This window comes from Parasphingomonas halimpatiens (genome assembly GCF_036663795.1).
In the GTDB taxonomy this organism is placed as follows: domain Bacteria; phylum Pseudomonadota; class Alphaproteobacteria; order Sphingomonadales; family Sphingomonadaceae; genus Sphingomonas.
This window is the reverse complement of record NZ_JAXOJP010000076.1, coordinates 1-6,724: the sequence shown is the minus strand read 5'-3', so window position 1 is coordinate 6,724 and position 6,724 is coordinate 1. Positions and strand designations below refer to the sequence as shown.

9 protein-coding genes and 1 pseudogene are annotated in these 6,724 nt (G+C 62.6%); 5 read left to right on the top strand and 5 right to left on the bottom strand.

Annotated features, from left to right (window positions below; genetic code table 11):
• From U1839_RS26580 to U1839_RS26875, 5 genes are all read left to right on the top strand, one after another.
• Positions 1-296, top strand: a 296-nt coding sequence (locus U1839_RS26580; RefSeq protein ID WP_332806570.1) for an oxidoreductase C-terminal domain-containing protein, incomplete at its 5' end; no start/stop codon positions are given.
• Entirely contained in the window at positions 293-673 is a 381-nt protein-coding gene (locus U1839_RS26575) for a DUF488 domain-containing protein (RefSeq protein WP_332806569.1), read from the top strand. The genes U1839_RS26580 and U1839_RS26575, both read left to right, overlap by 4 nt.
• Positions 674-760: 87 nt before the next feature.
• Complete coding sequence (locus U1839_RS26570; protein ID WP_332806568.1) at positions 761-1,384, top strand: DUF2231 domain-containing protein; 624 nt, start codon at positions 761-763, stop codon at positions 1,382-1,384.
• Positions 1,385-1,456: 72 nt separating this feature from the next.
• Positions 1,457-1,834 carry a hypothetical protein gene (locus tag U1839_RS26565; protein WP_332806567.1) on the top strand — a complete coding sequence of 126 codons (378 nt, stop codon included), beginning with the start codon at positions 1,457-1,459 and terminating at the stop codon, positions 1,832-1,834.
• 105 nt (positions 1,835-1,939) lie between these two features.
• Complete coding sequence (locus U1839_RS26875; protein ID WP_443030667.1) at positions 1,940-2,179, top strand: cupin domain-containing protein; 240 nt, start codon at positions 1,940-1,942, stop codon at positions 2,177-2,179.
• Positions 2,180-2,281: 102 nt separating this feature from the next.
• On the opposite strand, the gene U1839_RS26560 is transcribed toward U1839_RS26875, so the two are convergent.
• The 5 genes and pseudogenes from U1839_RS26560 to U1839_RS26540 form a co-directional block, all read right to left on the bottom strand.
• Entirely contained in the window at positions 2,282-4,693 is a 2,412-nt protein-coding gene (locus U1839_RS26560; protein ID WP_332806566.1) for a membrane-bound PQQ-dependent dehydrogenase, glucose/quinate/shikimate family, read from the bottom strand.
• Between the two features lie 173 nt (positions 4,694-4,866).
• Complete coding sequence (locus tag U1839_RS26555) at positions 4,867-5,007, bottom strand: hypothetical protein (protein WP_332806565.1); 141 nt, start codon at positions 5,005-5,007, stop codon at positions 4,867-4,869.
• Between the two features lie 41 nt (positions 5,008-5,048).
• Positions 5,049-5,411: pseudogene (locus tag U1839_RS26550) on the bottom strand (DUF4142 domain-containing protein); the annotation flags it as partial.
• Between the two features lie 190 nt (positions 5,412-5,601).
• On the bottom strand, positions 5,602-6,162 hold the full coding sequence (locus U1839_RS26545; protein ID WP_332806564.1) for a DUF488 domain-containing protein: 561 nt from the start codon (positions 6,160-6,162) through the stop codon (positions 5,602-5,604).
• The gene (locus U1839_RS26540; protein ID WP_332806571.1) at positions 6,159-6,653 is read right to left on the bottom strand and encodes a uracil-DNA glycosylase family protein; all 495 of its coding nucleotides are present in this window, start codon (positions 6,651-6,653) and stop codon (positions 6,159-6,161) included. The genes U1839_RS26545 and U1839_RS26540 overlap by 4 nt, the downstream gene beginning before the upstream one ends.
• Positions 6,654-6,724: the final 71 nt, after the last annotated feature.

Genomic DNA, 6,724 nt, shown 5'->3' with positions numbered 1-6,724 from the left:
TCCTCGGACGCCGCGAGCGCTTCGACTACATCCCCTTCTTCTGGACCGAGCAATACGACTTCAGCCTCGCTTATGTCGGCCACGCCGAGAAATGGGATGACGCCGAGATCGTCGGTTCGCTCGAAGCAAGGGATTGCACGATCATCTATCGCCGCGACGGCCGCGAGCTTGCCAAGGCCTTTGTCCATCGCGACCTCGACGGGCTGCGCACCGAGCTGGAATTCGAGCATAGGATCGCCGCCGAAGAAGGCGTGTTGCCGGGCACGCGTCCCTACTCAACGGGGTCCGGCGGATGACCGCAAGGACCCCGGCCGCCAACGTCAGACTGAAACGGGCCTACGCGCCGGTAGATTCCGGGGATGGTGCGCGCGTCCTCGTTGACCGATTGTGGCCGCGCGGTGTTTCAAAGGAAGATGCCGCTCTGGATAAATGGATGAAAGAGATCGCGCCCTCGACCGAGTTGCGAAAATGGTTCGGGCATGATCCGGCTCGTTGGCAGGATTTCCGCAGCCGCTACGGCATGGAACTGCGTCACAATGCCGAGCTTGTGCGCCACTTGCGCTCCCTTGCCCGGCAAGGTCCGCTCACGCTCGTATATTCGGCCCACGATGAGATCCACAACGACGCCGTCGTGCTCCGGGACGTTCTCCTGGGCAGAAAGGTGACGAAATAACCAGCTGACGCCGCAGCCAGGCCTTAGGTGTGGGTGTCTTTCGAAGAACCGCTCGACCGATCGCAGAAGACTTTGAGGAGTGAATATATGGCCATTCGCCTGCAGGAAATGCATCCCGCTCTGGTGCATCTGCCGATCGCGCTCCTGCCGCTGGCGGTTGGCGCCGACGTCATCGGGAGCATGACCAAGAACGACGCCCTTCTGTCTTTCGGACAGAAGGCGATCGGCGTTGCAGCGGTCGGCGCGGTGGGTTCCGCTGTCACTGGGTTGATCGCCGGAGAGGAGGTCAATGTCGAGGGCGCCTCTGAGGATATGCTGATCACCCATCGCAATCTGAACTTTATCGCCACCCTCGTCGCCGGCGGCATCGCGCTCTGGCGATGTAACCACCGAAAGCCGAATGCGGCCTATCTTGGCGTTGGCGCGGTGGGCGTCGGCGTTCTGGCCTACACCGCTTACCTTGGCGGGAAGTTCGTTTACGACGTCGGGGTCGGCGTTGAGCCAGCCCACGGCGTTTATCGAAGCGATGCACTGGCGCTGAAGTCGGGGCAGTCCGGCTCATTCGTCAAGACGACGGGAACGGATCTGGTGCATGGCGTGCAGCACATGATCCAGGAGGTGGCGAAAGGTCGCTTTATTCCTACGATCATGGCCTCGCTTCATAAGCAGCCGGAGGCTTCCGTGCCCGTCACCGCCGGAACGCCGGCGTGAGCGGATCAGTGGAACCCACCAAGCGTAGTCGAGAAGGGTCTAGCCCCATGTCTCGGTTCAGAGCGTCTTGTTATGCCCGATGAAGAGGAAAAACGGTTGAGCACCTCAGAACTGCGTCAGCGAGCGCTGTCCAGGTGGGATAATGAGGGAGGGGCGGGACGTGATGGCCCGAAAGAAAGTCACGCCCACGTTCTCCCCGATCCCGACATCCCTAACCTGACCGACGCCGAGCTGATCCAGCTTCGCGTCCGCGTGATCGCGTTGGAGAACCTGATGATCATGTTGCTGGCTGAGGGCTCGGACCAGCAACTGGCGGTTGCTCGGGAAATGGCGAGTTACATCGCGCCACGAGCCGGTTTCACGCACCATCCGCTGACTCTCCAAGCAGCAGCTCATATGGATGATCTGGTCGACCGAGCCTTTCATTACCGAGGAGTGACGCCGTCATGAGCGCGCCCATCGAGTCCTCATCGACGGTGCTCTATAAATGCACGCAGGTGTCGATGAGGTCACCTTGCCCGGAGAACTACGTCGGAGCACCCAACCAGGTCCGGTGTGTGGGGCGTCATCCGGGTGCTGGGCGGTCGACTGTGTTACCAAGTGTTTGGTCAGAATTGCGAGGTGATCCTGGAGTCTGACCGTCAGAGACCAATCTTGCTCGATCAGCCGCACCTCGTCGATCCGCCCGGATCGATCCGAATGCAGGTCGAATTCTTCACGAATCGCCGGCCCTTTAGGTGCTATGCTGGTATCGGGTTACCAACTCCGCTGAAGCTGCCCACGGCGGGAGAATAGGTTCGTCATAACGCTGCGCCTACGCCGATCGCTTCGCGCGGCAAAGAACAACGGCTTCGCTTCGGTGAGGCGACACCCGCTACCGGCCCTCCGACGCTACCGTCAAGGGTGACTCGGCTCCGCACCGGCCGCGTCACGAGGCAGTGCATAGGCGATCGTGTAGTCGCCGTAGCGGGTGCCGAGCGCACCATGGCCGCCCGCCGTGATCACCACATATTGCCGCCCGTCATCCCCGCGATAGGTCATCGGCGTAGCCTGTGCACCTGCCGGCAACCGCGCCTGCCACAACAGCTTGCCGTTCCTCAAATCAAAGGCTCGCAGATACTGGTCGGTGGTGGCGCCGATAAACACGATGCCTCCGCGCGTGATAATCGAACCGCCGAGGTTGGGCACGCCGATCCGGAACGGTACGCCCAGCCTCGTTCCGAACAGTCCGGTGTCGCGCGCGGTTCCGAGAACCTTGTCCCAGATCACCTTATGCGTCTTCAAATCGACCGCAGTCAGCTTGCCCCAGGGCGGCGCGATGCACGGCGCGCCGAACGGCCCGAGCCACGCCTGCACCACAGCCACCCACGGTGTGCCATATTGCTCGTATAGGTTCGGCGAACGCGCGTTCTCGCCGCCCTGGACCTGCTTCGCCATCATCGCCTTAACGCTGGGCGAATCGCGGCGTTCGAGCCAGATCCGGAACGGCATCTCCATCGTGTTGACGGTAAAGATCCCGTGCTCGGGATCGACGGCTCCACCACCCCAGTCGGTGACACCGTCAAAGGCCGGGTGGCCGATGATCGGCGTGGTCCCGATCGGCGCATAGATACCGGCGGCGTGCGCTTCGCGGAACTGGATACGGCAGACGAGCTGGTCGATCGGCGTCGCGCCCCAGGTGTCACGCTCGGTGGGTGTCGCCGGGGTCAACGACGGCATGCCGACCGAGAAGGGCTGCGTCGGCGAGTAGCGCTCATCCGTCACGCCGCCCTTGGTGTTCACCGGCTGCTCCTCGATCTGTGCGAGCGGCGCGCCGGTAAGGCGGTTGAGCAAATATAGCTGCCCCATCTTGGTGGTCTGAACGAGAGCAGGCACGGTGCCGCCGCCGAGTTGAGGCAAATCAACCAGCGATGGTGCAACCGCCAGGTCCATGTCCCACATGTCGCGGTGGACGAGTTGGCGGCTCCAACGCAGTCGGCCGGTGGCGATGTCGAGTGCCACGATTGAGGTGCCGAACCGGTCGTCGAACGGACGGCGATGGCCTATCCAATAGTCCGGCGTCGCGTTGCCTGTCCCGAGATAGACGATCCCGTTCGCCGGATCAGCAGTCATCACGCCCCACACATTGGGCGTGCCACGAGTGTAGACCTGATTGCCGCTAAGCGGCTTGATCGCGTCCGGGCTACGGCCCACGTCCCAGGCCCAGATCGCGCGGCCCGAGACAGGATCATAGGCGCGAACCACGCCGGCCGGCTCGTTCACTGCCTTATTGTCGATGATCCGCTCGCCGATGATCAGCCGGTCGTTCGATACCACTGGCGGCGAGGTGCTGATCTGCCAGGCCGCCGGCGATGCGCCCATATTGTCGCGCAGATCGATATAGCCCGCTTGACCGAACGTGGTGCATTCGCGCCCCGTGTCGGCGTCGAGCGCCACCATCCGCGCATCGTAGGTCGGAGCGAAGATGCGGTGCGGGCACGGCGTTCCGGCGGGGGCTTCGAAATAGGAGACGCCGCGGCAGACGAGATAGCTGTTGCCCTGGATGTTCGCGCGAACATGCCAGCTCCATTTGGTGCGGCCGGACGTCGCGTCGATCGCCTGGACGAAGCTGTGCGGCGTGCAGGTGTAGAGCGTGTCGCCGACGTGGATCGGCGTCGCCTCGGAATGATATTCGCGTTTGTGTGTCACCTTCTCGTCGTACATCGGCAGGTCGCCGGTGCGCTGCGTCCAAGCGACTTGGAGATTCTTGACGTTGGCCGGAGTAATCTGGTCCAGGCCGGAATAGCGCTGCCCTTCGATCGTGCCGCCGTAGAAGTTCCAGTCCTGGTTACCACCGCCCGAGCGAGCAGGCGCCGGGCTGACGTCGCGGTCCTCCGCACCGAGCCGGGGCGGGCGTACAAACGGTATGGCGACGAGCAGCACGACCGTGACGGCGGCGGCGACCGCCACAGCCTTGCGGCCCCGGTGACCGCGGCCTTGACCTGGGCGACAACGGAACACGCCGACGATAACGGGCAGGAAAACGGGCACCAGAAGCAGCGTCGGCGCGAACAACCGGGGCATCAGCCGCCAGCCGTCGAATCCGGCCTCCCATAAAGCCCAGACCAGCGTGACCACCCAGATGCCCAGGAAGAGCAGCGATCCCCACCGGCTGCGGCGGCCCATCAACGCGCCGCTCATCACCATCGCGATCCCGATCAGGACGTAATAAGGCGATCCGCCCAGCAGCGCGAGCTTGCCGCCCGCGACGGCGAAAAAACCGCCCAGCACCGCCAAGAGCCAGCCGACGACGATCGCATACGCTTTCATTACGTCTAAACGCCTGCAGAACAAAAATGGCTACATCCCGCGGTCGCTTGCGCAAAATTATTCGCCGGTTACTTGAATATCAGGACCCAAAAGTGCTTGCGGCGGCAATGATGCGTGGGTGGGAGATGCGCCAAGCGTCGTCGTGGCCTGATCGAGTCAAATCGTCGTTCGCGTCATATCATCGCCGGAGGAGCGAGCGCGGTTTGAACGTCCGGCAGCCAAATGCCCGCTAAGACGTTGTGGCCGAACATAAAACGTGCCGACACGGTATCCAGCATTACTTTTGATGGTGTGCGCCGCACCACGTCAGCCACAACCGCGAGATGCCTCCCACGGCTAATTGAAGCGATGCTGCTTAACCGCCGTTGTCGCAACCAGATCCTGCACAACTGCTAGATGCTCCTCTGCCGTCGACAGCAGGGTTCGGGCAAACATTTACAGACGGACTCTGGCCTCGCTGGGTCTCCTCCTCGAAGAGCGCGATCTCCGCGTTATGGCCAAGCACCATCATCTGAATGTATTCCTGATCGAATTTCGCACCGCTCAAGGCTTCCATATGCTGGAACTCGGCCTGCTGCTCGGTGGTCGGACTCGTCGGCAGCGCCGGACCGTGCATCTCTGTCATCATGGTCGCAAGTTGGCGGTTGGCCAGGGAATCGGTCGAGGCCATCAATCGGCCGAACAGCCGCACCGCGGGCGTCGTGCCCTCTTGCGCCGCGAGTTTGCCGAGCGACCTCGGCCAAGGTGCTTTGCCCGATCACGTCCAGGAACTACCGGTCCTGAGCGCTGAATGCGTCCGAGCCCGACGACGCTACCTGCTGCGAGCAGGCCGACACGATCAATAACAAAGCCGCCATTGAGGTTGCTCCGACCATGTTCTTGACCCCACGTCTCCTTGCTCGAATCAGCTAGCCGACGCTGGGATGTTTTCGTTCCGGATAGACGAGCGAAACACCCGTCGCGCACGCCGCTATGTTCATTCTGGCGGGATCGACCCGCGCTACCCCCATCAAATGGAAGACATCCCGCCCATCCTGCAGGAGGTAGTCGGCGACGAACCGCCGATGGCAGCGCCACCAGACCGCTTCCGAACACATGATCGCGCACCGCCGCTCACTGCTCAATTCCGTTAGCCGCGCAAAGCCGACGCGAAACTCGTCGGACAGCGCGTAGTCCGCGTAATTGTGGAAGCTCTGGTTAATCCAAAAGCCGTTGACCTCGGGTGGGACGATAGCCGACTTCTTCCGCCGGCCGCCCAGTTCCTCAATCCGTGTATGGCCGATCTGCCAGACGGATAGCGCTTCGGGCAGCGCGTTGAGGTTGAACTGGGAATTGGTCCGCGATCGCGGCGTGCTGCGGATATCGACGACCAGATCGACTTGTCCCTGCTGCAGCAGCTCGACGAACTCGGCGATGCTCCGCGTCGAGTGGCCGATCGTGTAGACTGGGGCCCATTCGAGTGGTTTCATGCCAGTGCCCTTCGAACCGCGTCGCGCAGCGCGGGAAGCACGCCCGCGTCGAACCACGGATTCTTTGCCGCCCAATGTCGCGAGCGCCACGAGGGATGCGGCAGCGGGAAAAACGTTGGTAGATGATGGCGAAAGCCGATCACCCGTTCCGTCATCTTGCCGCGTCCGAGCGCGTGGGCCTGGGCATGGGTGCCAACCAGCAAGGTTAATCGCAGATCAGGCATGTGCGTCAGCAGCCGGTCACGCCACAGCGGCGCGCATTCGGGGCGGGGAGGCGCGTCGCCACCGCTTGGCAGGCGTCCGGGGTAGCACAGGCCCATCGGCAGTATCGCGACCTTGGTTTCATCGTAGAAGGTCTCGTCCGGCACGTCCATCCATTCGCGCAAGCGATCTCCCGAAGCGTCGGAAAAGGGGATGCCGCTCTCGTGCACCTTCGTCCCTGGCGCCTTGAACCGCGCCGGGTCTGCCGGAGGCGTTGGGTTGTGAGTCACGCTGCCATATCGATGTTGTCCGCGGCAGCATAATATTGATCTTCGGCTTCGGCAGGTGGGATGTTGCCGAT

What these genes read in the sequence shown, in the direction of transcription:
- U1839_RS26565 (WP_332806567.1), top strand. Translation starts at nt 1,457, where the DNA reads ATGCCCGATGAAGAGGAAAAACGGTTGAGCACCTCAGAACTGCGTCAG.
- U1839_RS26575 (WP_332806569.1), top strand. Translation starts at nt 293, where the DNA reads ATGACCGCAAGGACCCCGGCCGCCAACGTCAGACTGAAACGGGCCTAC.
- U1839_RS26545 (WP_332806564.1), bottom strand. Translation starts at nt 6,162, where the DNA reads ATGAAACCACTCGAATGGGCCCCAGTCTACACGATCGGCCACTCGACG.
- U1839_RS26570 (WP_332806568.1), top strand. Translation starts at nt 761, where the DNA reads ATGGCCATTCGCCTGCAGGAAATGCATCCCGCTCTGGTGCATCTGCCG.
- U1839_RS26560 (WP_332806566.1), bottom strand. Translation starts at nt 4,693, where the DNA reads ATGAAAGCGTATGCGATCGTCGTCGGCTGGCTCTTGGCGGTGCTGGGC.